The sequence below is a fragment of the Mycobacterium decipiens genome (genome assembly GCF_963853665.1).
Taxonomy (GTDB): Bacteria; Actinomycetota; Actinomycetes; order Mycobacteriales; family Mycobacteriaceae; genus Mycobacterium; species Mycobacterium decipiens.
The window spans coordinates 4,591,290-4,616,546 of the sequence record NZ_OY970459.1 but is presented as its reverse complement, the minus strand read 5'-3'; the positions used below and the strand labels follow the sequence as shown (position 1 = coordinate 4,616,546).

General features: G+C 66.3%; 28 protein-coding genes and 2 pseudogenes. 10 read left to right on the top strand and 20 right to left on the bottom strand.

Going from position 1 to position 25,257, the window contains the following annotated elements; all coding sequences use genetic code 11:
• The first annotated feature begins 144 nt into the window (after nt 1-144).
• From AADZ55_RS20350 to purM, 3 genes are all read left to right on the top strand, one after another.
• The gene (locus AADZ55_RS20350) at nt 145-534 is read left to right on the top strand and encodes a sterol carrier family protein (protein ID WP_085326698.1); all 390 of its coding nucleotides are present in this window, start codon (nt 145-147) and stop codon (nt 532-534) included.
• Nucleotides 535-674: 140 nt separating this feature from the next.
• Nucleotides 675-2,201, top strand: a complete 1,527-nt coding sequence (gene purF, locus AADZ55_RS20345; protein ID WP_085326697.1) for an amidophosphoribosyltransferase — start codon at nt 675-677, stop codon at nt 2,199-2,201.
• A 107-nt stretch (nt 2,202-2,308) separates the two neighbouring features.
• Nucleotides 2,309-3,403, top strand: coding sequence for a phosphoribosylformylglycinamidine cyclo-ligase (gene purM / locus AADZ55_RS20340; protein ID WP_085326709.1), 1,095 nt, complete (start codon nt 2,309-2,311; stop codon nt 3,401-3,403).
• 70 nt (nt 3,404-3,473) lie between these two features.
• Here the strand turns inward: purM and AADZ55_RS20335 are convergent, their stop codons facing one another.
• Nucleotides 3,474-3,665, bottom strand: a complete 192-nt coding sequence (locus AADZ55_RS20335) for a DUF3073 domain-containing protein (protein ID WP_085326696.1) — start codon at nt 3,663-3,665, stop codon at nt 3,474-3,476.
• Between the two features lie 158 nt (nt 3,666-3,823).
• Nucleotides 3,824-4,915 (bottom strand): YgfZ/GcvT domain-containing protein, encoded by a 1,092-nt coding sequence (locus AADZ55_RS20330; RefSeq protein WP_085326695.1) that lies wholly within the window; start codon nt 4,913-4,915, stop codon nt 3,824-3,826.
• A gap of 116 nt (nt 4,916-5,031) precedes the next feature.
• Between AADZ55_RS20330 and AADZ55_RS20325 the strand changes: the two genes are divergently transcribed.
• Nucleotides 5,032-5,910, top strand: coding sequence for an aminodeoxychorismate lyase (locus AADZ55_RS20325; protein WP_085326708.1), 879 nt, complete (start codon nt 5,032-5,034; stop codon nt 5,908-5,910).
• Between the two features lie 262 nt (nt 5,911-6,172).
• Here AADZ55_RS20325 and AADZ55_RS20320 read toward each other — a convergent pair.
• From AADZ55_RS20320 to lmeA, 9 genes and pseudogenes are all read right to left on the bottom strand, one after another.
• Nucleotides 6,173-6,289: pseudogene (locus AADZ55_RS20320) on the bottom strand (hypothetical protein); the annotation flags it as partial.
• A 106-nt stretch (nt 6,290-6,395) separates the two neighbouring features.
• Nucleotides 6,396-6,698, bottom strand: a pseudogene (locus tag AADZ55_RS23640) (sensor domain-containing protein); the annotation flags it as partial.
• 314 nt (nt 6,699-7,012) lie between these two features.
• Nucleotides 7,013-7,693 carry an FABP family protein gene (locus AADZ55_RS20315; RefSeq protein ID WP_085326693.1) on the bottom strand — a complete coding sequence of 227 codons (681 nt, stop codon included), beginning with the start codon at nt 7,691-7,693 and terminating at the stop codon, nt 7,013-7,015.
• A 161-nt stretch (nt 7,694-7,854) separates the two neighbouring features.
• Entirely contained in the window at nt 7,855-8,157 is a 303-nt protein-coding gene (locus tag AADZ55_RS20310) for a DUF1416 domain-containing protein (protein ID WP_085326692.1), read from the bottom strand.
• Between the two features lies 1 nt (nt 8,158).
• Entirely contained in the window at nt 8,159-8,992 is an 834-nt protein-coding gene (locus AADZ55_RS20305) for a sulfurtransferase (protein ID WP_085326691.1), read from the bottom strand.
• A gap of 48 nt (nt 8,993-9,040) precedes the next feature.
• Nucleotides 9,041-9,511: a DUF4395 domain-containing protein gene (locus AADZ55_RS20300; protein WP_085326690.1), complete on the bottom strand. Its 471-nt coding sequence runs from the start codon at nt 9,509-9,511 to the stop codon at nt 9,041-9,043.
• A 99-nt stretch (nt 9,512-9,610) separates the two neighbouring features.
• On the bottom strand, nt 9,611-9,724 hold the full coding sequence (locus AADZ55_RS23635; protein WP_423202333.1) for an Ms5788A family Cys-rich leader peptide: 114 nt from the start codon (nt 9,722-9,724) through the stop codon (nt 9,611-9,613).
• A 5-nt stretch (nt 9,725-9,729) separates the two neighbouring features.
• The gene (locus AADZ55_RS20295) at nt 9,730-10,152 is read right to left on the bottom strand and encodes a thioredoxin family protein (protein WP_085326689.1); all 423 of its coding nucleotides are present in this window, start codon (nt 10,150-10,152) and stop codon (nt 9,730-9,732) included.
• The gene (gene lmeA, locus AADZ55_RS20290; protein ID WP_085326688.1) at nt 10,149-10,961 is read right to left on the bottom strand and encodes a mannan chain length control protein LmeA; all 813 of its coding nucleotides are present in this window, start codon (nt 10,959-10,961) and stop codon (nt 10,149-10,151) included. Before lmeA ends, AADZ55_RS20295 begins: the two co-directional genes overlap by 4 nt.
• Before the next feature lie 130 nt (nt 10,962-11,091).
• Here lmeA and AADZ55_RS20285 point away from each other — a divergent pair, with 130 nt between their 5' ends.
• The 4 genes from AADZ55_RS20285 to pstB all read left to right on the top strand — a co-directional run bounded on the left by AADZ55_RS20285 (nt 11,092) and on the right by pstB (nt 14,941).
• Nucleotides 11,092-11,859, top strand: a complete 768-nt coding sequence (locus AADZ55_RS20285) for a winged helix-turn-helix transcriptional regulator (protein ID WP_085326687.1) — start codon at nt 11,092-11,094, stop codon at nt 11,857-11,859.
• Nucleotides 11,856-12,797: a mycothiol synthase gene (gene mshD, locus AADZ55_RS20280; protein ID WP_085326686.1), complete on the top strand. Its 942-nt coding sequence runs from the start codon at nt 11,856-11,858 to the stop codon at nt 12,795-12,797. The genes AADZ55_RS20285 and mshD overlap by 4 nt, the downstream gene beginning before the upstream one ends.
• A gap of 127 nt (nt 12,798-12,924) precedes the next feature.
• Entirely contained in the window at nt 12,925-14,043 is a 1,119-nt protein-coding gene (gene pstS / locus AADZ55_RS20275; RefSeq protein WP_423202332.1) for a phosphate ABC transporter substrate-binding protein PstS, read from the top strand.
• A 121-nt stretch (nt 14,044-14,164) separates the two neighbouring features.
• Nucleotides 14,165-14,941 (top strand): phosphate ABC transporter ATP-binding protein PstB, encoded by a 777-nt coding sequence (pstB, locus tag AADZ55_RS20270; RefSeq protein ID WP_085326685.1) that lies wholly within the window; start codon nt 14,165-14,167, stop codon nt 14,939-14,941.
• Nucleotides 14,942-14,955: 14 nt separating this feature from the next.
• Here the strand turns inward: pstB and phoU are convergent, their stop codons facing one another.
• The 5 genes from phoU to AADZ55_RS20245 form a co-directional block, all read right to left on the bottom strand.
• Nucleotides 14,956-15,624, bottom strand: coding sequence for a phosphate signaling complex protein PhoU (gene phoU / locus AADZ55_RS20265; protein WP_085326684.1), 669 nt, complete (start codon nt 15,622-15,624; stop codon nt 14,956-14,958).
• Nucleotides 15,625-15,681: 57 nt separating this feature from the next.
• Nucleotides 15,682-17,772 (bottom strand): LCP family protein, encoded by a 2,091-nt coding sequence (locus tag AADZ55_RS20260; RefSeq protein ID WP_085326683.1) that lies wholly within the window; start codon nt 17,770-17,772, stop codon nt 15,682-15,684.
• 161 nt (nt 17,773-17,933) lie between these two features.
• Nucleotides 17,934-19,067, bottom strand: coding sequence for a tRNA dihydrouridine synthase DusB (gene dusB, locus AADZ55_RS20255; protein ID WP_085326682.1), 1,134 nt, complete (start codon nt 19,065-19,067; stop codon nt 17,934-17,936).
• Between the two features lie 6 nt (nt 19,068-19,073).
• Nucleotides 19,074-20,090, bottom strand: a complete 1,017-nt coding sequence (locus AADZ55_RS20250) for an acyl-ACP desaturase (RefSeq protein WP_085326681.1) — start codon at nt 20,088-20,090, stop codon at nt 19,074-19,076.
• A 146-nt stretch (nt 20,091-20,236) separates the two neighbouring features.
• A complete protein-coding gene (locus AADZ55_RS20245) occupies nt 20,237-20,878 on the bottom strand; it encodes a TetR/AcrR family transcriptional regulator (protein ID WP_085326680.1) in 642 nt (213 codons plus the stop codon).
• 77 nt (nt 20,879-20,955) lie between these two features.
• On the opposite strand from AADZ55_RS20245, the gene AADZ55_RS20240 reads away from it, so the two are divergent.
• Complete coding sequence (locus AADZ55_RS20240; RefSeq protein WP_085326679.1) at nt 20,956-22,026, top strand: oxygenase MpaB family protein; 1,071 nt, start codon at nt 20,956-20,958, stop codon at nt 22,024-22,026.
• Nucleotides 22,027-22,039: 13 nt separating this feature from the next.
• Here AADZ55_RS20240 and AADZ55_RS20235 read toward each other — a convergent pair whose 3' ends face one another.
• The 3 genes from AADZ55_RS20235 to AADZ55_RS20225 are packed head-to-tail and all read right to left on the bottom strand — an operon-like array spanning nt 22,040 to nt 23,245.
• Nucleotides 22,040-22,240 carry a zinc transporter Slc39a7 gene (locus tag AADZ55_RS20235; RefSeq protein ID WP_085326678.1) on the bottom strand — a complete coding sequence of 67 codons (201 nt, stop codon included), beginning with the start codon at nt 22,238-22,240 and terminating at the stop codon, nt 22,040-22,042.
• 48 nt (nt 22,241-22,288) lie between these two features.
• Nucleotides 22,289-22,681, bottom strand: coding sequence for an ArsR/SmtB family transcription factor (locus tag AADZ55_RS20230; RefSeq protein WP_085326677.1), 393 nt, complete (start codon nt 22,679-22,681; stop codon nt 22,289-22,291).
• A 51-nt stretch (nt 22,682-22,732) separates the two neighbouring features.
• Complete coding sequence (locus AADZ55_RS20225; protein ID WP_085326676.1) at nt 22,733-23,245, bottom strand: nucleoside deaminase; 513 nt, start codon at nt 23,243-23,245, stop codon at nt 22,733-22,735.
• Nucleotides 23,246-23,363: 118 nt separating this feature from the next.
• Here AADZ55_RS20225 and AADZ55_RS20220 point away from each other — a divergent pair, with 118 nt between their 5' ends.
• Nucleotides 23,364-24,269, top strand: a complete 906-nt coding sequence (locus tag AADZ55_RS20220; RefSeq protein WP_085326675.1) for a class I SAM-dependent methyltransferase — start codon at nt 23,364-23,366, stop codon at nt 24,267-24,269.
• 24 nt (nt 24,270-24,293) lie between these two features.
• On the opposite strand, the gene AADZ55_RS20215 is transcribed toward AADZ55_RS20220, so the two are convergent.
• The gene (locus AADZ55_RS20215; RefSeq protein WP_085326706.1) at nt 24,294-25,109 is read right to left on the bottom strand and encodes a TIGR04255 family protein; all 816 of its coding nucleotides are present in this window, start codon (nt 25,107-25,109) and stop codon (nt 24,294-24,296) included.
• Nucleotides 25,110-25,257: the final 148 nt, after the last annotated feature.

Here is a 25,257-nt window from a genome sequence, read left to right as displayed (position 1 = left end):
ACTCTTGCAACACAAAAGATCTAGCGATTCGCAGACACCTGCCCGAAACCTGTCTGTTCAAGCTGCGCCACGTGAAGTTCAGTTCGGAAGGAGGCTTGGTTACACCCGGTCCCGCTGGGCGCGGGATTCCTGAGACCCTAAGGTATGAGCGCCCGCGGTAGAGCCGATCCGGCCAAGACTCGGCAGGTCGTGCTGGCACTTGCGGACTGGTTGCGGGACGAAACGCTGCCGGCACCCGACACTGACGAGCTGGCGGTGGCGGTCCGGCTCACCGCCCGCACGCTCGCGGCGCTGGCTCCCGGGGCCAGTGTCGAGGTCCGGATCCCGCCGTTCGCCGCGGTGCAATGCATTTCCGGGCCCAGGCACACTCGCGGCACACCCCCCAACGTCGTGGAGACCGACCCGCGCACCTGGCTACTGCTGGCCACCGGGCTGTTGCGGCTGGCGGAGGCCAGGGACACCGGTGCGCTAAACCTCTCGGGCTCGCGGGCCGGTGAGATCCAAGCGTGGCTTCCGCTGGTGCGTCTGGGTTGATTCCGGCGTGCCGAGCTGCGCCTTCGGTACGGCGGGGTGGTGTAGGGGTACCCAACACGCCCGCCTCGATTCGGCGGCGCGGGCGTCGTGGCCGTAGACTCGGGTACGTCACCAACCGCGCCCCAGGGAGCCGCCAAACCGTGACCGTCCAGCAACCCGAGCAAGACCTGAACTCGCCGCGGGAAGAGTGTGGTGTGTTCGGGGTCTGGGCCCCGGGCGAAGAAGTCGCCAAACTCACCTACTACGGCCTGTACGCGTTGCAGCATCGCGGCCAGGAAGCCGCCGGAATCGCCGTCGCCGATGGATCCCAGGTGCTGGTCTTCAAAGACCTGGGTCTGGTCAGCCAGGTGTTCGATGAGCAGACGTTGGCGGCCATGCAGGGCCACGTTGCGATCGGGCACTGTCGTTACTCGACCACGGGCGACACGACGTGGGAGAACGCCCAGCCGGTGTTCCGCAACACCACCGCGGGCACCGGTGTTGCGTTGGGACACAACGGGAATCTGGTCAACGCCGCTGCGCTTGCCGCTCGTGCCCGTGACGCGGGGTTGATGGCGCGGCGCGGCGCGGCTCCGGCCACGACGGATTCGGACATTCTGGGCGCGCTGCTGGCCCACGGTGCGGCCGACTCCACCCTCGAACAGGCGGCGCTGGAACTGCTGCCGACCGTACGGGGAGCGTTCTGTTTGACGTTCATGGACGAAAACACGCTGTACGCGTGCCGCGACCCGTACGGGGTGCGCCCACTGTCGCTCGGCCGTCTGGATCGCGGCTGGGTGGTGGCCTCCGAAACAGCCGCGCTCGACATCGTCGGCGCCTCGTTCGTCCGCGACATCGAACCGGGTGAATTGCTGGCCATCGACGCCGACGGGGTGCGGTCCACGCACTTTGCCAACCCCACGCCCAAGGGCTGCGTCTTCGAATACGTCTACCTGGCGCGGCCGGACAGCACCATCGCTGGGCGATCAGTGCACGCCGCGCGGGTGGAGATCGGTCGCCGACTGGCCCGGGAATGCCCGGTCGACGCGGACTTGGTGATCGGTGTGCCGGAATCCGGCACACCCGCCGCGGTTGGATACGCGCAGGAGTCCGGCGTCCCATATGGGCAGGGGCTGATGAAAAACGCCTACGTCGGGCGCACCTTCATCCAGCCGTCACAGACCATCCGCCAGCTCGGCATCCGGCTGAAGCTCAACCCGCTCAAAGAGGTGATCCGCGGCAAGCGGCTCATCGTCGTCGACGACTCGATAGTGCGGGGCAACACACAGCGTGCGTTGGTGCGGATGCTGCGCGAGGCCGGTGCGGTGGAGCTGCATGTGCGCATCGCCTCGCCACCGGTGAAGTGGCCGTGCTTCTACGGCATCGACTTCCCCTCGCCGGCCGAGTTGATCGCGAATGCCGTTGAAAGCGAGGACGAGATGCTTGAGGCGGTGCGGCACGCCATCGGTGCCGACTCGCTGGGCTACATCTCGCTGCGGGGCATGGTCGCCGCATCCGAGCAGCCCACGTCGCGGCTGTGCACCGCGTGCTTCGACGGCAAGTATCCGATAGAGCTGCCGAGCGAGACCGCGTTGGGCAAGAACGTGATCGAGCACATGCTGGCCAACGCGGCGCGCGGGGCCGGGCTGGGTGATCTCGCTGCCGATGAAGTCCCCGTCGGGCGCTGACGAAGATCGTTTGTGTTGCTGACGACACCTTCGTGCCCGGCCGCTGCGGGGTGGCCGACAGGACATCCGATACCGGCGCTGCGCGCCGCCCGGTAGCCTTTATCGCGATGACGGATCTCGCAAAAAGCTCCGGTAAGGACCCGGGTAGTCGGGGCATCACCTACGCGTCGGCCGGGGTCGACATTGCAGCCGGTGACCGCGCCATCGACCTGTTCAAGCCGCTCGCCTCGAAGGCCACCAGACCCGAGGTGCGCGGTGGGCTGGGCGGGTTCGCCGGACTGTTCAATCTTCGCGGCGACTACCGCGAACCGGTGCTGGCGGCCTCCAGCGACGGCGTCGGCACCAAACTCGCGGTCGCTCAGGCGATGGATAAGCACGACACCGTTGGTCTGGACCTGGTGGCGATGGTGGTGGACGACCTGGTGGTCTGCGGCGCCGAGCCGCTGTTCCTGCTGGATTACATCGCCGTCGGTCGGATCGTGCCGGAACGCCTCAACGCGATCGTCGCCGGTATCGCCGATGGGTGCGTGCGTGCGGGCTGTGCGCTGCTTGGCGGCGAAACCGCGGAGCACCCGGGTCTTATCGAGCCCGACCACTACGACATCTCTGCCACCGGCGTCGGCGTCGTCGAGGCTGACGATTTGCTGGGGCCCGACCGCGTCAAGCCCGGCGACGTCATCATCGCGATGGGCTCGTCCGGTCTGCATTCCAACGGATACTCGCTGGTCCGCAAGGTGCTGTTGGAGATTGACCGGATGAATCTGGCCGGCTACGTGGAGGAGTTCGGCCGCACGCTAGGCGAAGAGCTCCTGGAGCCGACCCGCATCTACGCCAAAGACTGTTTGGCGTTGGCCGCCGAAACCCGTGTCCGTACCTTCTGCCACATCACCGGTGGCGGGCTCGCCGGCAACCTACAACGGGTCATTCCGCATGGCCTGGTCGCCGAGGCCGACCGCGGCACCTGGACGCCCGCGCCGGTTTTCGCCATGATTGCCCAGCGCGGACGGGTCACGCGCGCGGAGATGGAGAAGACGTTCAACATGGGTGTCGGCATGATCGCCGTCGTCGCTCCCGAAGACACCACCCGCGCCCTGGCCGTCTTGACCGCCCGGCACCTGGACTGCTGGGTGCTGGGAACGGTCTGCAAAGGCGGAAAACAAGGCCCGCGAGCGAAACTGGTTGGGCAGCACCCGAGATTCTAAGAACCAGACCTAACTAGGCCGACGCCGTGCCGATGCGAACCGAACCGGCACGGCGGGAAGTGATGTGATTCTAGCGACGCCAGTCGTGCTCGTCGCTCCCGGAGTCGTCGTCCAACTGGCCGTCGCCGGCCAACCGGTCGGATTCACCGGCACCCGTCCCCGACAGCTCGCGCTGAAGCCGCTGGAAGTCGGTCTGCGGGGAGCTGTATTTCAATTCTCGAGCAACCTTGGTCTGCTTTGCCTTAGCCCGGCCGCGGCCCATGGGGGAACCCCCTCGCGAAATAACGGAGCGGCCTAACGAGTAGGCGGCTCCGATCTCTGGTGTCGTTATTGTCCTGTCGATAGTTTACCGTGCCGCGCCCTGCAGCGTGGGGCGGCCTGCCCGCCGTCGCCGAGACTATCGCCGACGTCACACAGGTATCAGCGAGCACCGTCGCGTAGCCGTTCGACGGCCCGCCGTCCGGCGCCCACCTCCTCGGCGGGCGGCAGCGACTCGACGTCGATCACCGCGGCAACCTCGGCTTCCGGGCCGGTTACTAGGGTGGTGTCGCCCGGCAGGCCGCGTTTGAGCAGGGCCAGCGCCACCGGCCCCAGATCTACGTGTTCGACCACCGTGCCCAGCCGTCCCACGGCTCGACCGCCGGCCAGGATCGCATCGCCCGTCGACGGCCGCTGCACCGACCCGTCGAGATGCAGCAACACCAGCATCCGGGGCGGTCTACCCAGGTTGTGCACCCGCGCGACGGTCTCTTGTCCGCGGTAACAGCCTTTGTCCAGGTGAACGGCGCCCGCGCCGGGGCCACCGATCCAACCCACTTCGTGCGGGATCGTGCGTTCGTCCGTGTCGACGCCGAGCCGCGGGCGCTTGGCCGCCACCCGGTGAGCTTCGAAGGACCAGACACCCGCCGGGCGCACGCCCGCCGCCGTCAGGCGACGCTGCCAGTCGGCGGAATCGCCGCGCGCGACCACCGCGTCCAGTTCGATTTGGCCGGCGGCAGTGCCGGGCGTCCGGCGCACAAAGCCGCCGCCGGCGAGCGGCACCGCCAGCTCGCCGGGCAGGGCGTCCAGCCCCAGCGCGTCGAGTACCGGCTGATCGGCCAGTCGCGGCCCCAGCAGCGAAAACACCGCCAGGTCAGCGGCATCCGCTGTGACCTCCGACCAGAAGATCATCTTGCGCAGATAATCCAGCAGCGGTTCACCGCGCCACGGCTCGGTGTCGAGGTAGGTCGTAGCGCCCAGCTCGGTCTGCATCCAGTGGTCCTCGACCCGGCCCTGTCCGTCCAGGCTGAGATTCTGGGTGCTGGCGCCGTCGGCCAGTTGGCTGACGTGTTGCGTGCAGATGCTGTGCAGCCAGGTTTGCCGATCGCCGCCGTTCAGGGTGAGCACCGCGCGGTGCGATCGGTTCACCAGCACGGCATCGGTTTGCCCCGCGCGTTGCTCGCCCAGGGGATCGCCGTAGTGCCAGATCGCACCCGCGTCGGGTCCGGGGTCTGGGGCAGGGACGGCGGGCACACGACAACTCTACGGAAAGCTTCGCTCGGCCTCGTCCACCGAGCTGCGGCGAGCTCAGGTTCGTGGCGGGCGGGAGCGGACCATTAGGCTGCTGGGTCATGGCTGGGCAGATGGGCGTGGTCGTCACGCTTGACGGTGAGATCCTCGAGCCGGGTATGCCGCTGCTGCACGCCGATGACCTTGCCGCGGTGCGGGGCGATGGTGTCTTCGAGACGCTGCTGGTCCGCGACGGTGGGGCCTGTCTGGTTGGGGCGCACCTACAGCGGCTGACCCAATCGGCCAAACTGATGGACCTTCCCGTACCGGATCTCCCTAGTTGGCGGCACGCGATCAAGGTAGCCACCCAGCGATGGGTGGCTGGCACCGATGACGAGGGCGCGCTGCGGTTGATCTACAGCCGCGGTCGGGAAGGCGGCTCGGCGCCGACGGCCTATGTCATGGTCAATCCGGTCCCCGAGCGCGTTGCCGGGGCGCGCCGCGACGGCGTGGCGGCGATCATGCTGGATCGCGGTTTGCCGGCCAACGGTGTCGACGCGATGCCCTGGCTGATGGCCAGCGCCAAGACACTGTCCTACGCGGTGAACATGGCCGTCCTGCGCCACGCCGTTCGGCAGGGCGCCGGCGACGTCATCTTCGTCAGCACGGATGGCTACGTGCTGGAAGGTCCACGCTCGACGGTGGTGATCGCCGTCGACGGCGACTCAACCAACGGGGGGGCCGGTAACCCCTGCTTGCTGACGCCGCCCCCGTGGTATCCGATTCTGCGCGGCACCACCCAACAAGCGCTCTTCGAAGTGGCCCGCGCGAAGGGCTACGACTGCGACTACCGCGCGCTACGGGTCGCTGACCTCTTTGCCGCGCAAGGGGTTTGGTTGGTATCAAGCATGACGCTGGCCGCCCGCGTGCACACCCTGGATGGGCGGCGACTGCCGCGTGCCCCGATCGCTGATGCCTTTGCGGAGCTGGTGGACGCCGCAATCGTCAGCGATCGGTGATGAGCCAAATTCTGTTGTGGGCAGGCCGGAGTGCGGGTACGGTCGGCCGTACACAGGGAAGGAGGTGGTCCGCGAAATTGATAGCTTCAGGGACATGTGAGGTGGCTGCGCGCTAGCTGCATTGGCTCGGAAGAGCCAGCGATTCACGCGCGCTGGCGAACTCCCCGCAGCCACCCGGCCCCCGAGCTTCCGGTCTGTCCAACCGGACGTTTGCTCGGGGGCCGTTCCATGGCCGGTCCCAGTCGGGGAACCGAGGCAGCCGTCATGCGGTGACCTTGCTGCCCATCTGTTGCGCGATCCGGCCGGCCCCGTCGGCGATGTCCGGTCCGCACGCCTGGACCTCGATGACCATGTCGGACACCGCACTCAGCACGTGCCGGCAGTCCGGCCGCTCCCGTCAGCCAGGGCGCGCACTTGTGTGATCTTCGGGGCGGCGCCGGTAACGTCGCCCAGGTTCCACTCGGCGGCCAGGCGCGCCACTTCTCGGCGGACGCTTCGAATGTGCGGGCCTTTCCGCTGGACGGGAAGGCCGCGGCTTCGACCACCCGGTGACCCGCGTCATCCCCCGGTGTGTGCAGCGTCTCGCTGCGCACCGCGGTGGGGCCGTAGGACCGATACACCGACTCCTGGAGGGGTTCGAAAAGCGGCCAGGCAGTCCGGGTTCGACAGCGTTGCCTGCTGGGCGCGCAGCTGGTCGCCGTGCGAGGAGGACACCATGTTTCGTCGCCCAAGACGGTGCCCACCTCGGCGGCGCCGAGCAGAATCGAATCCATCCCCGCCGGCGACACCGCCGCCGTTGGTGTGCCCCCCGGCTTGGCGGCCGGCTTGCGGCTCGGCCCCGCAGTGACCAGGATCGCAACGACCGCGACGACCGCGATGACCGCGGCCACCGCGCCGCCGATGATCAGCAACCGCTTGCGCGACTGCCCGCCGGGGGTGTCCGGCGCCGGGGCGGCCGAGACGCGTTGCCCCGCGGCTGGTCGAGGCCGGCTGCAACGCCACCGTCGCCAGATATCCGATCAGCAGCAGGCCAGCTACGGACACGGACCAGCGGGCTGCGGTCCGGGTTGTCCAGGTACGCGACATCCGGCTATCCGCGCCGTTACCCGACGAACCGGCACAATCGTGCCGATAGATGCGGCACCAGCCCGCCGTCGGCATCAACCCGTTCCTCGACGTAGGCCAGATCTCCACCTTCGACGATCCCGTAGAGGCGTTTGGCGCCGCCGACCAGCACGCCAGACCGACTGCGGGCCAACGCATCGGTCGCCAACTCCCACGACGACTGGGTGCGCGGCTGGCCGTAGAACAGTTCGACATAGCCGGCCGAATGCGCCAAGAGCAACTCGATCGCCTGGGACTCGGTCGGATCGTAGGGATCGCGGACGAAGCGCCAGAATCCCGCCTCCCGCAGGCCCGGTTCCTGGTAGTCGCCCGTGTTGGTGAGCCGCCAGGACCGGGACTCCCAGTTCAGGTAGTCGCCGCCGTCGTGCGAGACCACGATCTGCTGACCGAACCGGTAGTCGCCGTCGGGTCCGCGTCCCTCGCCCTCGCCGCGCCACACGCCGACCAGCGGCAGCAGCGCCAGCAACGCGTTGTTCAGGTCGGCGCCTTCGCGCAGATTCGCGGTGTCAGCGGGAACCGGCAAATCGTCGAAGGCGGGAATATTGCGCGCAGCGGTCGCCTTGGCGCGCTCAGCTGCAGCGGCAACCGCACGGTCGCCGGAGCCGGCAGGATCGAGGGGTCCGGCACCTCCCTCATCCGCGTCCTCGCCGGAGGTCACGACTCGTCAGTGATGAGCCGGTACAGCGTGTACAGCGCGAACCAGGAGATGACCACGGTCGCCAAGACCAGCATGATCTCGAAGAACAGCACCACGGGGACAAGTCTATGCGGCTGCGTCCGGTTCGGTGCTCAGGCCTGGCCGGGTCTGGCTGCAGCTCGTCAGGCGATCTTGACGTCCACCTCGTGGATGCCCGCGCCCGACGGCTCCACCACTGCGTCGCCGTTACCGGCCGCCGACAAGGCGCGCAGTGTCCAGGATCCGGGCGCGGCGAAGAACCGGAAGTCGCCGGTGGCCGACGCGACGACCTCCGCGGTGAACTCGTAGGACGAGTCCAGCAGGCGCACGAACGCGCCGCCCACGGCTTGGCCGTCGCGGTCCACGACGCGGCCCGTGATCACGGTTTCCTTCTCCAGGTCGACGCTGGCCGGCAGCGTCAGCCCTTGCTTAGGTCCAGAGCACATATCAGCTTCCCAACTCGATCGGGGCACCCACCAGGGAGCCGTATTCGGTCCAACTGCCGTCGTAGTTCTTGACGTTTGTGTGTCCGAGTAATTCCCGCAACACGAACCAGGTGTGCGATGACCGTTCCCCGATCCGGCAGTAGGCAATCGTTTCCTTCGTCCCGTCGAGACCGGCGTCGGCGTACAGCTGGGCCAACTCGGCATCGGATTTGAAGGTGCCGTCCTCGTTGGCCGCCCGGCTCCACGGCACGTTGATCGCAGCGGGAATGTGTCCGGGCCGTTGGCTTTGTTCCTGCGGCAGGTGGGCGGGGGCCAGGATCTTGCCGGAGAACTCGTCGGGAGAGCGCACGTCGACGAGGTTCTTGACGTTGATGGCCGCGATGACCTCGTCCCGGAACGCCCGGATCGTGTTGTCCGGTGGGGCCGCGTTGTAGGAGGTCGCCGGCCGGTTTACCGGGTCGGCGGACAGCGGGCGCCCGTCGAGCTCCCACTTTTTGCGGCCGCCGTCGAGCAGCTTGACCTTGTCGTGCCCGTACAACTTGAAATACCAGTACGCGTAGGCGGCGAACCAGTTGTTGTTGCCGCCGTAGAGGATCACCGTGTCGTCGTTGGAGATGCCGCGGTCGCTGAGCAGTTTGGAGAATTGCTGGGCGTCAACGAAGTCGCGTTTGACCGGGTCCTGCAAGTCGGTGCGCCAGTCCAGCTTGATCGCGCCGGCGATGTGGCCACCGTCGTATGCGCTGGTGTCTTCGTCCACTTCGACAAAGACGACGTTGGCGGCTTCTAGATTGCTCTCAGCCCAGTCGGCGGAGACCAGGACGTCGGAGCGTGCCATGGTGGGGATCCTTTCGCATCATTGTGATGACCAGCGTGGTCAACGTATTCAGGCGGGGCGAGCGGTGTGTCGCAGGCGCGCCACCAGCGGGTAGAGCTGGCAGCCGAGGCAGATGCCGAACGCCGCGTTCAGGAAGGCGGCCAGCAGGGCGGCGGCGGTCGCGATCACACCCGCCACGACGGCGCCGGCGGCGAACCCGGCAACGCCGCAGACTGCGAAGACGAAGCCGACCAGTTGGGCGAACTTCAGCGGGGGCACCGGTTCGCGTTCCCTGACCGGTCCCAGCCGGGGCGCCACAACGGCGGCGAACAGCCTCCCGTACGGGTGCCGGCGGGGTCCGCCGAAAGCACCGACGGCAAAGACAGCGGCCTGCAGGCCCAGCAGGATCGCGGCCGCCGGCGGACTGAACGCGGAAACGATCAGGACGATCTGCAGAACTGCGGTGGTGACCCAGGCAGCGAACCGTGGCCCGCGAACATCAACGCCGTCCACCCGCTTGGGGGTGCTACTGCTTGACACGGACTACTCCTAGGTACATCTGTTGCACGGGAACGATGGGAGACCTGCGACGGTGGGGCTCCGGGCTGCTCCGAGTGCTGCGCGGCAACGCGCGGCCACTCAGCAGCTACAGCAACAGCAACAACCCGCGATGCGGCACAGATCAACTGCGCGGCGCTTGGTGAGCATCGGCTCAAGGCGGGCTGGCACGTCGGACAGCTTACCCAATGGCATGGTGGTCAAGCCAACAGCGGTTTCAGGGCGGACCGCAGGTCGGCGGCCTTGGGGACCCCGGAGGTCCGGTAACGCTGTCGCCCGTCCATATCGAAGATCAGCGTGGTGGGCAGCGAAAGTACGGAGAACCGTCGCGCGGCCTGCGGATCGGCGTCCAGGTCGACCTCGATGTGCGCAACATCGCCCAGATCGGCACAGACTTCTTCGACCACCCGGCGCACCCGGTCGCATGGCCCGCACCATGGCGCGCTGAAATGCACGACGGTCGGTCCGGTCTTCGATAGGCCCAGTTCGGCGGCGCCCGCGCCGGCCGCCGGTCCCGATTCCGGGCGAACCTCCCGGACGACTCCGGAGCGCCGGGTCAGCAACCAGCCGGCAACGGTCGCTAGCACTCCCGCCGCTAGGGAAGCGACGATCACGGTCGTCATGATTGTTTAAACCCGTCCAGTGAGATCGTTACTCCCTGGGTAATGCCCTCGATGATGACGTCGGAGCCGCGCGCCCCCACGGTGTTCGGCGCCACCCCGAACGGCAGCTTCTGGTCGGGGAGCCTGCTGGCGAAGGCGTGTAGCACCGCATCCCGCTTGTCGTCCGGAACCGGTTGGTCCGCGGTGTCCGGCCCGGTCACGACGGCGGTGGGGGTGAAGACCAGTGTGGCTTGGTCGTCGGAGGCGATGGACAGGTCTACCAACACGCTGACCCGGTGATCGAAGTTGGCCGATCTGGGCGTGCCGCTGAACACCAGCCCGCGGTTGCCGGATATCCCGGACTCGGTAGTGCCGCCGGTGGCGTCGTTGCTCTCCTGGCGGGGTGCCTGCACCATGAGGTCGCTAATGCCCAGGTAGCGGCCCAGATGCATGGAGTCGATGATGATGCGGCTCTCCAGCTTCCCGACCGGGAGCTTTGCGTCGGGCCTGATCAGCCAGGACGCATAGGACAGGTCGATCGAGGTCATGGTGGCCTCGAGGGTGGCTGTGCCGACTACGGCGTGCTCGACGGCGAATGCTTTGATTTCCAGCTCAGCGTAGTGTTCGCGCATCGCCTGCGGGATGAACGGGAACCCCAGGATGGCGACGAACGGGTCCGACCCCAGGTTTGCCGCCTTGCGCACATTGGTGGAGAGCCGGTACTCGGCGTAGATGCTGGCGCCGAAGTCGGCGCCGACGGCACCGACCACGACGACGGCCACGACGATCGCCGCTGCGGTGACACCGATCAGCACCTTACGCATCCGCATATTGTTGCCCAATGCTCGAGCCCGTCCCGGAGCGCCTCGTTAGGTGGCAAGTTATCGTTAGATGAGCTGTCGCTGACGTCACATGGCGCGATGAATCTGGGAGATGCCTTTCCCACGACGCTGGAGGGGCTTGTTGGAGCTATTACTGCTGACCTCGGAGCTGTATCCCGATCCGGTCCTACCGGCGCTGTCGCTGCTGCCCCACACCGTGCGGACGGCGCCGGCGGAGGCTTCTTCGTTGCTGGAAGCGGGAAACGCAGACGCCGTGCTTGTCGACGCGCGCAACGACCTCTCGGCCGCGCGTGGTCTGTGCCGTCTGTTGAGCACGACGGGCCGGTCGATCCCGGTGTTGGCGGTGGTGAGCGAAGGCGGGCTGGTGGCGATCAGCGCCGACTGGGGGCTGGACGAGATCCTGCTGCCCAGCACGGGACCCGCCGAGATCGACGCCAGGTTGCGGCTGGTGGTTGGCCGACGCGGCGGTCTGGCTGACCAGGAGAGCGTGGGCAAGGTGAGCCTGGGCGAGTTGGTGATCGATGAAGGCACCTACACCGCGCGGCTGCGGGGCCGCCCGCTCGATCTCACCTACAAGGAGTTCGAGCTGCTGAAATACCTGGCGCAGCACGCCGGGCGTGTGTTCACTCGCGCGCAGCTGCTGCACGAGGTATGGGGATATGACTTCTTCGGGGGCACCCGGACCGTCGATGTGCATGTCCGGCGACTGCGGGCCAAACTCGGCCCCGAGCACGAAGCCCTGATCGGCACGGTGCGCAACGTTGGCTACAAGGCGGTTCGGCCGGCGCGCGGCCGGATGCCGGCCGTGGAACGCGACGACGAAGACACCGAGCCCGACCGAGATGGTCTCCCAGACCCGCTGGTCGACCCGCTGCGCAGTCAGTGACGTCGCTCGACTGGCGCTCCACACTGACCGCCGATGAGCAGCGCAGCGTGCGTGAACTCGTCTCGGCGGCAACCGGATTCGACGGGGTGGCACCCGTGGGTGAGCAGGTGCTGCGGGAACTGGGCCAGGACCGCACCGAGCATCTGCTGGTGCCCGGTTCGCGACCGGGTGGCGCGATCGTCGGCTATCTCAACCTCAGCCCGCCGCGCGAGGAGGGCGGCGCGATGGCGGAGTTGGTGGTGCACCCGCGTGCTCGGCGGCGTGGCATCGGCGCGGCCATGGCCCGCGCGGCGCTGGCCAAGACCGCGGGGGGCAACCAGTTCTGGGCGCACGGCACCCTGGAACCCGCTCAGGCGACCGCGTCCGCGCTGGGTCTGGTCCCGGTCCGCGGGCTGATCCAGATGCGACGCCCGCTTCGTGATATCCCCGAACCGACGTTCCCCGACGGGGTAAGGATCCGCACCTACGCGGGTGCATCGGATGACGCCGAGCTGCTCCGGGTCAACAACGCGGCCTTCGCCCGACATCCCGAACAGGGCGGGTGGACCGCAGTCCAGCTTGCCGAGCGGCGCAGCGAGCCGTGGTTCGATCCGGACGGCCTGTTTTTGGCCTTCGGTGATTCGAAAAGCGATCAGGCCGGCCGGTTGCTGGGTTTCCACTGGACCAAAGTGCATCCCGATCATCCGGGCCTGGGCGAGGTCTACGTGCTCGGCGTCGACCCGTCGGCGCAGCGCCGCGGTCTAGGGCAGCTGCTGACGTCGGTCGGTATCGCCTCGCTGGCCCGGCGGCTGGCCGGCCGGCAAGAACCCGACGTCGAACCCGCCGTGCTGCTCTATGTGGAGTCGGACAACGTCGCGGCGGTGCGGACCTACCAGAAGCTGGGCTTCACCACCTATAGCGTCGATACCGCCTACGCGCCGGCTGACGTGGATGGCTGACCGAAACCGGCGGAAGATGAGATGCGGTGTTGCCCAAGCACAATTTCGGGGTGACTTGGCAATCTGCCAGGGGAAGGCGGCCAGCAGCGCCGGCATCCGTCGAGAATGCGTTCAGGAAGCGAGATCGGTGAGGCTCGACACGGTGGGCAGGGTACTGGCGGTGGCCGTGGTTGCGGTGCTGATCTGCGGCGCGGTTTTGACCGGCTGCGGCAGCGATGGCAACCGCGCAGGCCCGACGATCTCCGGAGCACCCGTGGGCCCGGAGTTCTGTGCCGGCAAAAACTCCCTGACCGCGCAGGGGTCGACCGCTCAACAAAACGCCATCGCCATGTTCAACCGGGTGTGGGGCCAGCTGTGTCCGGGCAAGAAGGTCTCATACCAGCCGACCGGGTCGGGCGCGGGCCGCGAGCAGTTCATCGCCGGCCGTGTCGACTTCGCCGGATCGGATTCGCCGCTGGTCGCCGAGCAGATCGGCCCGGCTGCCAAACGCTGCCACGAAAATCCGGCGTGGGACCTGCCGCTGGTGTTCGGGCCAATCGCCTTGATCTACAACCTGCCCGGCGCTGCGACGTTGACCCTCGATGCCGACGCGCTGGCCATGATCTTCAGCGGCGCGATCCGGACGTGGAATGATCCGGTGTTGGTCGCGCTCAATCCGGGTGTGGTCCTCCCCAACACCAGCATCACGCCGATCTACCGGTCGGACTTGTCGGGAACCACCGACAACTTTCAGAAGTACCTGACCGCCGCCGCGCCACAGAGCTGGGCACACGGTGTTGGCAGCGAGTTTCACGGCGGTGTCGGCGAAGGTGTCCAGAGGCCGGCTGGGGTGATCCAGGCGGTGCAGGCGACGCCGGGCGCCATCGGATATGTCGAGAAGGGCGTCGCAGATCAGGCGGGCTTGCCGTTCGCGCAGCTCGACACCGGCGCAGGTGCGGTCCCCCTGACCGACGAAACGGCCCGCAACGCCATCAGCGCCGTCAGGTTCGCGACGACTGGCAATGATCTCGTGCTGGAGCTGAAGTCAATGTATGAGCTGCACGACGCGAAGGCTTACCCGCTGGTGCCGGCGACCTACGAGATCGTCTGCTCGAAGGGATACGACTCGGACACGGCCGCGGCGATCAAGGCCTTCCTCATCACCGCCGTCAGTCACGGTCAGACCGGCCTGGCGAAGGTCGGCTATGTTCCGCTGCCGGATAAGGTCAAGGAACGCTTGGTCACCGCGATCAACGCCATTGAGTAGGCCGAACAGGGGGGCTGCGCTGACACTGATCTTGGTGATCGCGATCATCAATATCGGCAATGTCGGCGCCAGGGTGCTTGCGAAGATCTTCGTCCCCAAGAAGTTGTAGGCAGGAGCTCACGTGGCCAAGCGGTTGGACCTCACCGATGTCAACATCTACTACGGGTCGTTTCACGCGGTCGCCGATGTGTCGCTGGCGATTCTGCCCCGCAGCGTCACGGCGTTCATCGGTCCGTCGGGCTGCGGCAAGACGACGGTGCTGCGCGCACTGAACCGGATGCACGAGGTCATCCCCGGCGGCCGAGTCGAGGGCACCGTGCTGCTCGACGATCAGAACATCTACGCCCCCGGCATCGACCCGGTCGGCGTCCGCCGGGCTATCGGGATGGTGTTCCAGCGGCCGAATCCATTTCCCGCCATGTCGATTCGCAACAACGTGGTAGCCGGCCTGAGGTTGCAGGGTGTGCGCAATCGCAAGGCGCTCGACGACACGGCCGAATACTCACTGCGCGGCGCAAACCTGTGGGACGAAGTCAAGGATCGGTTGGATAAGCCCGGCGGCGGATTGTCCGGGGGGCAGCAGCAGCGGTTGTGCATCGCGCGGGCCATCGCCGTGCAACCCGACGTGTTGCTGATGGACGAGCCGTGTTCCTCGCTGGACCCGATCTCGACGATGGCCATCGAAGACCTGATCGGTGAGCTCAAACAGGAGTACACCATCGTCATCGTCACCCACAACATGCAACAGGCAGCCCGGGTGAGCGATCAGACGGCATTCTTCAACCTGGAAACGGTAGGAAAGCCGGGCCGCCTGGTGGAGATTGGCAACACCGAGAAAATCTTCTCCAACCCGAACCAAAAGGCCACCGAGGACTACATCTCCGGGCGTTTCGGTTAGCCCGGCGACGCGAACTAAGGCGACGCGGAGGTCTTCTCGCCCTCGGGAAATGCACCGGTGGCCTGGAAGATGACACGTCGTGCCACTTCCACGGCGTGGTCGGCAAAGCGTTCGTAGAACCGACCCAACAACGTCACGTCGACGGCGGCCGCCACTCCGTGCTTCCATTCCCGATCCATCAGCACGCTGAACAAATGCCGGTGCAGGTCGTCCATCGCGTCATCTTCTTCGCGGATCTGGGCGGCCTTCTGCGGGTCGTGCGACAACACCACCTCTTGGGCACTGGTGCCCAATTCGACTGCCACTCTGCCCATTTCGGCGAAGTAACCGTTGACCTCTTCGGGCAGCGCATGCTGGGGATGCCGCCGGCGGGCAATCTTGGCCACGTGCAGCGCTAACGCTCCCATCCGGTCGATGTCAGCCACCATCTGGATGGCGCTCACGATCGCTCTGAGGTCACCGGCGACCGGCGCCTGCAACGCCAGCAGAACGAAAGCACCCTCCTCCGCCCGGGCGCTTAGGGTCGCGATCTTTTCGTGGTCGGAGATCACCTGCTCGGCCAGCACCAAATCGGCCTGCAGCAGGGCTTGAGTTGCCCGCTCCATGGCCATGCCTGCCAGCCCGCACATCTCGCCGAGCCGCTCGGACAATGCCGAGAGCTGCTCATGGTAGGCGGTCCGCATGTGGTAAAGCCTACGTTCCCGACCTTGGAAAATGCCTAAAGCGCCGCTGTAAAGCGGCTACTCGCAGGTGGTGTCGGCGGCGTTGGTGACGGTGAGGTCCTCGGGCAGCACGGTCGGCGGGCCGGAGGAATTGCGGCCTATCTGCACGCTGACCGAGGAGCCGCTGGGCGGGGGAGCGGACACCGAGCTGAAGTCCGGGCCAAGGACCACCTGCACCACGTGGCCGATCCCGGTCACCCGCTCGATCTTGAGATTGCCGAACGCCGCGGCCACGGTGGCGGCGGCCTGCTCGTTGCCGGGCGAAAAGAACACCGTCGTGGCCTTCAGCGAACTCGGGTAGTCGTCGGGAGTCATCACGTTGAAGCCGCCCCGCTGCAGCTGCGTAGTGGCAACGGCGGCCAGACCGGTCCGACCGGTTGAGTTGGAGACCTGCACCGTGACCTCTTGCGGCGCGGTCGTCGTCACCTGCTCGCGCTGAATCTCGTTGGTCGGGCCCGGCTGCGGCGCCTTCTTGGTGGTGGTGGGCGCCGTCGTCGGCGTGCTGCCCAGACGCTGCGCGTTGTGATCGTTTTCCAAGGGCAGCGGATCGTCGTCGATGATGGCGGTGAACAGTGCCTTCATGTCGGACGTACGCGGGGGCTCGTCGCCGTTCTCGTCTGTCACGCCGGTCGGAACGGTAACGAATGTCATGTGCCCGGCCGCCATATGCTGCAGCGATCGACCGAGTTCGACCAGGTCTTTGGTCTTGACGTTGTCGACGTAGCTGTTACCGATGAACATGTCGACGACGTTGTTGAGCTTGTTGAGGTTGAACAACGTGTCCTCGGAGATCATCGAACGCAGCAGCGACGACAAGAACAACTGCTGGCGTTTGATGCGCCCGTAGTCACCGTTTCTCTCGGTGGTGACCTGGCGGGCTCGCACATAATTCAGCGCGGTCGGCCCGTCGACGACCTGGCGTCCGGCGTGCGCGAGCACCGTGCCCAGTTCGTAGTCCTGCAACGGGGTGGTACTACAGACCTCGACACCGCCGAGGGCCTGGACCATCCGCGCGAAGCCGACGAAGTCGGTGGCGATGAACCGGTTGATGCTCAAGCCGGACAGTTTCTGAATGACCTTGACCAGGCACTTCGGACCGCCGAAGGAGAACGCCGAGTTCAGCTTGGTCTCGGTGTAGACCAGTCTGGGACCCGTCGTACCCGTTTTCTCGTCGTAGTTGGATCCGTATTCGCCGGTGTCGGGGTCCCAGGCTTCGCATTGGATCGGCGTGATGGCCAGATCGCGCGGGAACGACACCGCGACCACCCGCGCGCGGCTGGCCGGAATGTTGACCAGCATCACGGTGTCCGAACGTGCGCCCCCGGCGTCCTCGGTGCTACCGGCGCCGATATTGGCGTTGTCTCCGGCGCGGGTGTCCATGCCGACGATCAAGAAGTTCTCGTCGCCGTACTGCCCGCTGGGGTTGACGATGTCGCCCGAATGCGGGTCTAGCGCGCTTATCGTGTTGAGTCGGTTGTTTTTCGACGCGCTCCACTGCCATGCCCCGCCGGTCAGCGCCAACGCCAGCACGGCAAATAGCGCCGCCAGCGAGCGCGCGGCCAGCAACATCGGGCGCCGGCCGGATTTCGGTCTTGGCTCGGGGGCGGTGGCGGGCGATGTTCGGCGGATCCGAACGGGCCCCACCCGCTCCGACCGGGGCGGCCCCTGGCCGGGTTGCTCGGATTCGCAGCGGTCGTGGTCGCCAAGCGAGGCGCCGTGCCGGTAGGTGGCCGCCCCGAGGTCGGGCAGCTCCGAACGAAACTCGAGAGCGTAGGCCGGGATGGCGATGGCCTCGGTGTCCAGCTGGTCGTCGGGGTCGTCGGCGACCTCCGGGGCATAGCCGGTTGGCTCGGGGTCCGGAGCGGCATGACGGTGGGCGGGGTGATCAGGAGAAGCAGCGCCGAGCTTGGCGATCAGGTCGGCAACACTGACGCCGCCGTCGATGTGACTACCGCCCCTCTCGGTGCGCGGGGAGTCATCGAGCGCTGGCCCGGGGAACCGTTCCCACGGCGTGGCGCCTCGCGTTTGCCCCGGAGTTGCGGTAATCCAGTTATGACCGCCGACCGTGTGCCGGTGGTCAGGACTGGCAATATTCTCGCCGTCACTCATGTCCTACCGGCCTCCGAAAGTCTGATACGGACCGCTGCGGTGTTTGGCCGCGGGCCGTGCGCACACGTCAGCGCAGCGCCGCGGTGATCGGCGCCGCATTTCAGCAAGGCTCACATCGTACTGATATATCGATCCAGACGCGATTTCGGGAGCGTCTCGATTCAGCCACCCGAATGCATGACGTCCGCCCCGTCCGGCACCCGGCAGTCGTCGGGGTCGTTGAGCCAGCCGTCCGGAAGGGCCACCCGGGCGGGAGAACCCTGCCGGCCCCGCGGGCCGGTCGCGGCGTCCGGGAACCGGACGGTGGGGTCCAGCCCGTGCAGCAGGCAGTCAAGTTCATCGAGCGTCTTGACCAGTGCCAGTGCCCGCCGCAATTGGGATCCGGCCGGGAAGCCGTGCAGGTACCAGGCGATGTGCTTCCGGATATCGCGCATGCCCTTGTCTTCACCGAAGTGTGCGGTCAGCAGTGCGCCGTGCCGACGGATGATGTCGGCGACCTCGCCGAGCGTGGGTGGGGTGGGTGCCGGGCTGCCGGTAAACGCGGCGGACAACTCGGCGAACAGCCATGGCCGGCCCAGGCAGCCGCGGCCGATGACGACGCCGTCGCAGCCGGTCGCGGCCATCATGGCCAACGCATCGCTGGCATCGTAGATGTCGCCGTTGCCGAGCACCGGAATCGTCCGGACCTGCTGCTTGAGCTGGGCGATCTGTTCCCAATCGGCGGTACCGGCATAGCGTTGCGCCGCGGTACGGGCGTGCAGCGCGACCGCAGCCGCACCTTCGGCTTCGGCGATGCGGCCGGCGTCGAGGTGGGTGTGGTGGTCGTCGTCGATCCCGATCCGGAACTTGACCGTGACGGGCACCCCGAAGCCTTCTGCGGCGCGTACCGCGGCGGCAACGATCTGACCGAACAGCCGCCGTTTGAACGGCAGCGCCGCACCGCCGCCGCGTTTGGTCACCTTGGGCACCGGGCAGCCAAAGTTCATGTCGATGTGATCGGCCAACCCTTCGCCGGCGATCATCCGAGCGGCCGCGTACGTGGTGTCGGGGTCGACGGTGTAGAGCTGCAGCGAACGCGGTGACTCGTCCGGGGCGAACGTCGTCATGTGCATGGTGACCGGGTGGCGCTCCACCAGCGCCCGTGCGGTCACCATCTCGCAGACGTAGAGCCCGCTGACCGTGCCGACCCGCGACTGTTCTAGCTCACGACACAGCGTCCGGAATGCGACGTTCGTCACACCGGCCATCGGAGCCAGCACAACCGGGCTGGCGAGCTCGATCGGGCCGATGCGCAACGGTCACTACCGCCCGCTCATCCTCAGCGTGCCCTTGGTGGAGAGCACCTTGCGGGCGGTCATCTTGTCAGCCATGCGGGCCTGCCGGGCGAGGTAGCGCTGTTTGGACTCCTCGAACTTGTCGCACTCGCCCTCGAGTTCCTCCATCAGCTTCCCGAGGTCGTCCTGCATCCAGGCGGCCTCGCCGGTGAAGTCGGTGCGCTCGAAGATGCGCCACTTTTTCAGCACCGGCTTGACGACCTCCTCGAGGTGGATCCGGATGTCGTAGACGCCGCCGACGGCGATGATCACCGCCTTGCGGCGGAACTCGGGCACCAGAAAGCCGGGCATCCTGAAGTGGCGCAAGATCAGGTGCAGTGACTTCATCGCCTGGTTGGGGGCGAGATCGAACGCGGCCTCGCTGACGTCGCGGTAGAAGATCATGTGCAGGTTCTCATCGGCCGAAATCTTGGCCATCAGCTGGTCGGCGACGCTTTCGTTACAGGCCTTGCCGGTATTGCGGTGCGACACCCGGGTCGCCAGCTCCTGGAATGTGACGTAGATGACGGAATCGGTGACGCTGTCGGCGAAGTAGTCGCCCTGGTAGTTCTGACCCGGACTGAAGCCCCGGTTGACCACCTCGAGGCGAAGCTTTTCCAGCTCGACGGGGTCGACCGAACGGGTCACCACCAGGTAATCGCGCAACGCGATGCCGTGTCGGTTCTCCTCGGCCGTCCAGCGGTTGACCCACTGCCCCCACGCGCCGTCCATGCCCATGTTCATCGCGATCTCGCGGTGATACGACGGCAGGTTGTCCTCGGTGACCAGGTTCTGCACCATCGCCACCTGGGCGACGTCGGAAAGCTTGCTCTGCTCGGGGTCCCAATCCTGGCCGCCGAGTGCGTAGAAGTTCTTGCCGTCCGACCACGGGATGTAGTCGTGCGGATTCCAGGGCTTGTGCATGCTCAGGTGCCGGTTCAGGTGCTGCTCGACGACCGGTTCAAGTTCGTGCAGCAGCTGTAGGTCGGTCAGCTCGGCTGACATGGCCCCTCCAGTTATCTGTGTCTAATGGTTGCAGTCAATATATCTGTGTCTCTCAGTAGCATCAAGTTTGCCCCCCGCGTGGCATGTTGCGATCGCGAAAGCGGCCGCCACCGGCGGATATGGTGCAGGCGCCCGGGGGGCGAACTTCAGTCGTGCGGCCCGGCTGGCACGGTGTGCTCGGATTCGCCCCGTTCGCGGTGGGTTGCGTAGGTGGCGGCGGTGGAGAGCAGCATGTCGACGCAATAGTCGATGAATTGCCGGCGGGTGGCGCCCAGCCGTCCGTTCAGATATGCGGTAAACAGACCGGTGAGAGCGCCGATCAAGCTGGTGGCGACCAGTTTCTGCAGAATCGGATCACCGATCCGGGACAACTTGCGTTGCAGCAACTCGATGAAGTTCGGCATCCACTCCGCACCCGAGCGGGTCAGCACCGGTTCCCCCGCCGGTGCCAGGAGCAGCACGCGCCCGCGTACCGGATCATCGACCATCAGCTCGACGAACTGCTCGACGGCGTCGCGTGGGGTTTTCGCGGAGGTGAGGGTGGTCATCGCCCGTGTGCAGACGTCGTCGTAGACCGCGCGAACGAAATGCTCACGGTCGGCGAAGCTTTCGTAAAAGTAGCGTTCGGTCAGGCCGGCGTGGCGGCAAACCGCGCGGACGGTCAGTGCCGGTCCGCCTTCCCCGCCGAGCAGCTGCACACCGGCGGCGATGAGATTGTCTCGACGTAGGGCGTGCCGACTCTCCAAGGGGACACCGGACCAGCGACCCCGCTTTTGACCGGTCGGCACATCACTCCTAAACTCCATCGTGACAACGTGTGTAGTCAGAAATCCTGTCGCCAAGGAAGATCAGCAGACAACCACCAGTGACCCAAGATACTTCTGCCACCTGCCCGCTGACCAGCACAACGATGGAGACTGCCGTGTCGTTTCTGGGCGAGGCTGCCGGAGAGGCGGCAATGCCAACTGAATCCGACGGACTGGCCGGCGGCTGCCCGGTGTCGCCGCTGGGCTATGAATCGCCGCCGCTGCCGCTCGGTCCGGCTTCCCTGACGTGGCGATACTTCGGCGACTGGCGTGGCATGCTGCAGGGGCCGTGGGCCGGATCCATGCAGAACATGCACCCGCAGCTGGGGGCGGCGGTCGAAGATCACTCGACGTTCTTTCGGGAACGGTGGCCGCGGCTGCTGCGGTCGTTGTACCCGATCGGCGGAGTTGTGTTCGACGGCGATCGAGCCCCGACCACCGGTGCCGAGGTGCGCGACTACCACATCACCATCAAGGGTGTCGACGCTGCGGGCCGTCGCTACCACGCCTTGAACCCCGATGTCTTCTACTGGGCACACGCCACCTTCTTCGTCGGCACTCTGCATGTGGCCGAGCGCTTCTGCGGTGGCTTGACCGAAGCGCAGAAGCGTCAGCTATTCGACGAACACGTCCAGTGGTACCGCATGTACGGCATGAGCATGCGGCCCGTGCCGGCGACCTGGGAGGAGTTCGGGGACTATTGGGATCACATGTGCCGCAACGTGCTAGAGAACAACTTTGCGGCACGTGCCGTGCTCGATCTGACCGAACTGCCCAAACCTCCGTTCGCCCAACGGATTCCGGATTGGCTGTGGGCGGTGCAGCGCAAGTTGCTGGCCCCGTTCTTCGTCTGGCTGACCGTCGGCCTCTACGACCCGCCCGTTCGCGAGCTGATGGGCTACCGGTGGTCGCGCCGCGACGAATGGTTGCACCGCCGCTTCGGCGACGTCGTCCGGCTCGTGTTCGCCGTCGTGCCGTTCCGGTTTCGGAAGCATCCGCGGGCCCGGGCCGGCTGGGACCGCGCCAGTGGCCGGATCCCGGCCGATGCCCCGCTGGTGCAGACGCCCGCGCGCAACCTGCCGCCGCCCGACGAGCGCGATAACCCCATGCACTACTGCCCTCAGGTCTGACCGGCCTGCGGCGTCAGCCGTGCGTGTGGCTGTGCACCTCTTCGAGGCCGGCCTGATGCACGTGCCGATGCGTGTGCTCGGTCCCGTCGTCGTGGGTGTGCGCATGCTCGTGCGTCACGTGGTCGTGGGTGTGGCTGGTGTGCGCATGGGTGTGAGTCACGTCGCCATGGTGGTGTTCGTGTGCATGCGGCGCGTCGTGTGTGTGGTGTGCCATGTCGCCCTTTCCTTTGTTTGAAATATGTTGTGCTTACTGTGAATTCGTTTACCCGGCATCCTCGGTAACCGGCGTTTTGGTGACCGACTGCAGCCCGGCGTCGGCGCGGTGGTGGCGGGGAACCCCGGGACCGGCGTGTTCGGCGTTGAAGACGGCATCGATGACGAGCTGGCGTACGTGCTCGTTCTCCAGGCTGTAGAAGATCGTGGTTCCATCCCGGCGGGTGCGCACCAGCCGCGCCATCCGCAGCTTTGCCAGATGCTGGGAGACTGACGGCGCCGGCTTGCCCACCTGCTCGGCGAGTTCACTGACCGACATTTCGCGGTCCGCCAGCGACCACAGGACCTGTACGCGGGTAGCGTCGGCGAGCATTCGGAACACCTCGACCACCAAGCCGACCTGGTCATCGGGCAAGGGATCAGGTCTACTACCTGCGTACATACGCAAATAATAGAGCAGTAAGGGGGTGTGTCGTCAAGGGTCGGTGCGGGATCAGCCCGCAGGAGCGGCGGTCGCGGTGCGTTCACCGCCGTTGCGTTCCTGCCAGAACCGGTAGACGTCCACCGCGGCAGCCCTGATGTCGGGCCGGGGCTCGTGGCGCATCGGCAGGCGTCGGTTCTGCCAGTCCTTGGCGAATTCGTCGTAGAAGGTGGCCAGCTCGAAATACCTGCGGTCGTCGACGTAATGCGGCTCATAGTCGTCGCGCGTCGTCAGAAAGACGACCTCGTCGGGTGAGCAGTAGTACAGCGATCCAAGGCACATCGGACACGGATGGGCCAGCACATAGATAGTGGTACCGACCAGGTGCTCGGTGCCCAGCTTGGTGCACGCGGCACGGATGGCAAGGATCTCGGCGTGGGCGGTCGGATCCTTGGTTTGGGCGACCTTGTTGGCGCTCTCGGCGAGAACCTCGCCGTCCTTGACGATGACGGTCGCGAAGGGCCGGCCACCCTCTGCGACGTTCTGGCGCGCCAGGTCGATGGTCCGCTGAGCGAAATCGGTCACTGGTCCTCCGTCGCGAACGGTGCGGGCAGATGACTCGGAGGGTAGTCGGCCGCGGAGCCCGTGACAGTAGCTAGACTGTCTATATTTGTTGTATATCTGTTTTGGTTGAGGAGGCAACATGGGGCGCACCGATCATGATCGCTGGGACCTGGCGACGAGTGTTGGGGCGACGGCGACGATGGTCGCCGCCCAGCGTGCGCTGGCCGCCGACCCGCAATACTCGTTGATCGATGACCCGTACGCGGCACCACTGGTGCGCGCCGTCGGTATGGACGCCTTCACGCGGCTAGTGGATGGGCGGATTCCCGTCGAGGAGGACTCCGAGTTCGATCCGGAGCGAATGGCCCGGGGGATGGCCTGCCGCACCAGGTTCTACGACCAGTTCTTCCTTGAGGCCACGCAGAGCGGCATCGGCCAGGCGGTGATCCTGGCGTCCGGGCTGGACGCCCGCGCCTACCGCCTTGCTTGGCCGGCGGACACCATCGTCTACGAGGTAGACATGCCGGCGGTGATCGAGTTCAAGACCGCGACGCTGAGCGGTCTCGGTGCCGAGCCGGCCACCGAACGGCGGACTGTCGCGGTGGACTTGCGCGATGACTGGGCGGCGGCGCTTCAGACGGCGGGTTTTGATCCGAAGGTGCCAACGGCCTGGAGCGCTGAAGGGCTCCTGGTCTACCTACCCGATGATGCGCAGGATGCGCTGTTCGACAACATCACCGCGTTGAGCGCTCCCGGTAGTCGGCTGGCCTTCGAATTCATCCCGGACACCGAGATCTTCGCGGACGAGCGGTGGCGCAACCATCACGACCGGATGCGCGAGCTCGGATTCGACATCGACCTCAACGATCTCGTCTACCACGGCCAACGCAGCCACATTCTGGACTATCTGACCCGCGATGGCTGGCAGACGTCGTCGCATACGGTCAAGGAGCTGCACGAGGCCAACGGCTTTGGCTATCCCGACGACGAACTCTCGGCCGCGTTTTCCGACTTGACCTACAGCAGCGCGATACTCACGCGCTGAAGTGACACTCCCGGGTCGGCTCGCCTACTGGCGAAGGAGCTCCTCCTTCAGGCGGCTGGTGATCATTTCCTGAAACACGACCTGAGCCGGGCCGTACAGGTCCTGGAATGTCGACACCAGGGCGTCCCTGTTGAACTCGGGAATGGAGCCGCCGCCGGGCGTCCAAAAGCTATCAATATCCAGCAGAAAGAAGGGCCCGGTTTCGGCGGGCGTGGTCCGGCGCAGGTGGTAATTGGCATCAAGCGCTTGGCCGACACCCGGGCCGTAGCGCACGATGAGCGATTTGCCCGGCTGCGCCTCACGGTAGACGGCGGCCCCCTGCCACTCGGTCAGGAACAGGCCACCGGGCGTGAAGCGCTGCGGCCCGAGCAGCTGCTCGTCGATCCAGTTGCTCCACGTGATGCGGCCATCGACGCCCGCGGGGACGCGGATCTCCAGCACAAAGCGCAGACCGATGCGCTCCAACCCCACGATCGACGACACCTGCGCGCGGGCGTCCACGACCCGCATCACAATGTCGGTGAAGGCCTCGAAGCTGCGGTAGGCGCTGGTCTCGACGACGATCGCCTGGTTCTTCAGCGAGGCGGCAATGGTGTTATCCCGGTTGACGTAGCGAACAAAGCGATCGGCGACCGGGGTCGGCGCCGCGCCGGGGGCCGTCATCCCCCAACTGACGTCCTGCGCCTGGCGTTCGATCGGTAGGTCATTGATGAGCAGGTGCTTGAGCTCCCGACTCGCTGAATCGGTGAGGGAATCCGTTGTGGGGTGCCGGACTTCCACCGTCACCAGAGCCACGGGCGCGTTGGGCTGGACCTCATCCTGATTCGTCTCGGGGAGCATAGACAGCAGCATAGCGGCGGAGTTTTGATCCGATGCCGCATCGCGAAATAGGAGAACATGCGGGTCTGTCAAGCATCAGCCGACGTAACTGTCAGGCATCACCCGAAGCCAAATGTCAAGCATCAGCCGAGGTCATACACCACATCGG

What these genes read in the sequence shown, in the direction of transcription:
- AADZ55_RS20215 (WP_085326706.1), bottom strand. Translation starts at nt 25,109, where the DNA reads ATGCTCCCCGAGACGAATCAGGATGAGGTCCAGCCCAACGCGCCCGTG.
- AADZ55_RS20335 (WP_085326696.1), bottom strand. Translation starts at nt 3,665, where the DNA reads ATGGGCCGCGGCCGGGCTAAGGCAAAGCAGACCAAGGTTGCTCGAGAA.
- AADZ55_RS20250 (WP_085326681.1), bottom strand. Translation starts at nt 20,090, where the DNA reads ATGTCAGCCGAGCTGACCGACCTACAGCTGCTGCACGAACTTGAACCG.
- AADZ55_RS20220 (WP_085326675.1), top strand. Translation starts at nt 23,364, where the DNA reads ATGGGGCGCACCGATCATGATCGCTGGGACCTGGCGACGAGTGTTGGG.
- phoU (WP_085326684.1), bottom strand. Translation starts at nt 15,624, where the DNA reads ATGCGGACCGCCTACCATGAGCAGCTCTCGGCATTGTCCGAGCGGCTC.
- AADZ55_RS20305 (WP_085326691.1), bottom strand. Translation starts at nt 8,992, where the DNA reads ATGGCACGCTCCGACGTCCTGGTCTCCGCCGACTGGGCTGAGAGCAAT.
- AADZ55_RS20310 (WP_085326692.1), bottom strand. Translation starts at nt 8,157, where the DNA reads ATGTGCTCTGGACCTAAGCAAGGGCTGACGCTGCCGGCCAGCGTCGAC.
- purM (WP_085326709.1), top strand. Translation starts at nt 2,309, where the DNA reads ATGACGGATCTCGCAAAAAGCTCCGGTAAGGACCCGGGTAGTCGGGGC.
- AADZ55_RS23635 (WP_423202333.1), bottom strand. Translation starts at nt 9,724, where the DNA reads ATGCCATTGGGTAAGCTGTCCGACGTGCCAGCCCGCCTTGAGCCGATG.
- AADZ55_RS20260 (WP_085326683.1), bottom strand. Translation starts at nt 17,772, where the DNA reads ATGAGTGACGGCGAGAATATTGCCAGTCCTGACCACCGGCACACGGTC.
- AADZ55_RS20235 (WP_085326678.1), bottom strand. Translation starts at nt 22,240, where the DNA reads ATGGCACACCACACACACGACGCGCCGCATGCACACGAACACCACCAT.
- AADZ55_RS20350 (WP_085326698.1), top strand. Translation starts at nt 145, where the DNA reads ATGAGCGCCCGCGGTAGAGCCGATCCGGCCAAGACTCGGCAGGTCGTG.
- lmeA (WP_085326688.1), bottom strand. Translation starts at nt 10,961, where the DNA reads ATGCGGATGCGTAAGGTGCTGATCGGTGTCACCGCAGCGGCGATCGTC.
- AADZ55_RS20295 (WP_085326689.1), bottom strand. Translation starts at nt 10,152, where the DNA reads ATGACGACCGTGATCGTCGCTTCCCTAGCGGCGGGAGTGCTAGCGACC.
- AADZ55_RS20230 (WP_085326677.1), bottom strand. Translation starts at nt 22,681, where the DNA reads ATGTACGCAGGTAGTAGACCTGATCCCTTGCCCGATGACCAGGTCGGC.